General features: G+C 41.5%; 1 protein-coding gene. It reads left to right on the top strand.

Going from position 1 to position 427, the window contains the following annotated elements; all coding sequences use genetic code 11:
- Positions 1-427, top strand: a 427-nt coding sequence (locus F0Q01_RS13700) for a pseudouridine-5'-phosphate glycosidase (protein ID WP_163927303.1), incomplete at both ends; no start/stop codon positions are given.

Here is a 427-nt window from a genome sequence, read left to right as displayed (position 1 = left end):
GAATTAGAACTATTCGCTAAAAGTAGCAATGTAGCAAAAGTCTCTCGTCGTGATATCGGCTACCTTATTGCAACAAAACAACTTGGAGCAACAACTGTAGCAGCTACAATGATTTGTGCTGAACTTGCAGAAATTGGAATCTTCGTAACTGGCGGAATTGGCGGCGTTCACCGTGGTGCCGAAACAACAATGGACGTTTCAGCTGACTTAGAAGAATTAGCGAAAACAAATGTTGCTGTCGTTTGTGCCGGAGCAAAATCAATCCTAGACCTAAACTTAACAATGGAATACTTAGAAACAAAAGGGGTTCCAGTTATTGGTTACCAAACCGATGTATTGCCAGCATTTTACACACGTTCAAGTGATGTAGAATTAACATTGCGTGCAGACACTCCGGAAGTTATCGCAGAATCGCTTAAAGCGAAAT

This window comes from Pseudobutyrivibrio xylanivorans, from assembly GCF_010906925.1.
Lineage (GTDB): Bacteria > Bacillota > Clostridia > Lachnospirales > Lachnospiraceae > Pseudobutyrivibrio.
Note: the sequence above shows the minus strand (reverse complement) of the source record. Positions and strands in the feature narration are given on the sequence as shown.